This window comes from Tessaracoccus rhinocerotis (assembly GCF_007197885.1).
Taxonomy (GTDB): Bacteria; Actinomycetota; Actinomycetes; order Propionibacteriales; family Propionibacteriaceae; genus Arachnia; species Arachnia rhinocerotis.
Map to the genome: position 1 here is coordinate 1 of NZ_VKKG01000035.1, position 320 is coordinate 320.

The following is a 320-nucleotide window of genomic DNA, read 5'->3' on the forward strand; positions in this document are numbered from 1 at the left end:
CTTGTCCCCTCCTATCTTTGTAATTAAGTAGTGTGTAGATACCTAAACCTGCAATGATTAATACTAATCCCTCAAATAAAGTATCTAACGCTCTGAAATCACCTAATATAGCATTAACAATATTTTTGCCACCTGTTAATTTATAGGCATCTTCATAGAATTTTGAAATCGATGGCATACCATCCGCTTGCTGAGCGATAAAAATTAGAGAAACAACAGAAACAGCCATTATAAGTGAAACTACAATTTTAAGCGTCTCCTTCTTCAAGTTTGCTTTTGCTCTTGGAATATTTGGTAATCTTGAAAAGCTCACGATAAAC

At 34.1% G+C, this 320-nt stretch carries 1 protein-coding gene; it reads right to left on the reverse strand.

Annotated elements, in window-relative coordinates; translation table 11 throughout:
- Positions 1–320: hydrogen gas-evolving membrane-bound hydrogenase subunit E (gene mbhE, locus FOJ82_RS16010; protein WP_342780607.1), on the reverse strand; the 320-nt coding region annotated here is incomplete at both ends.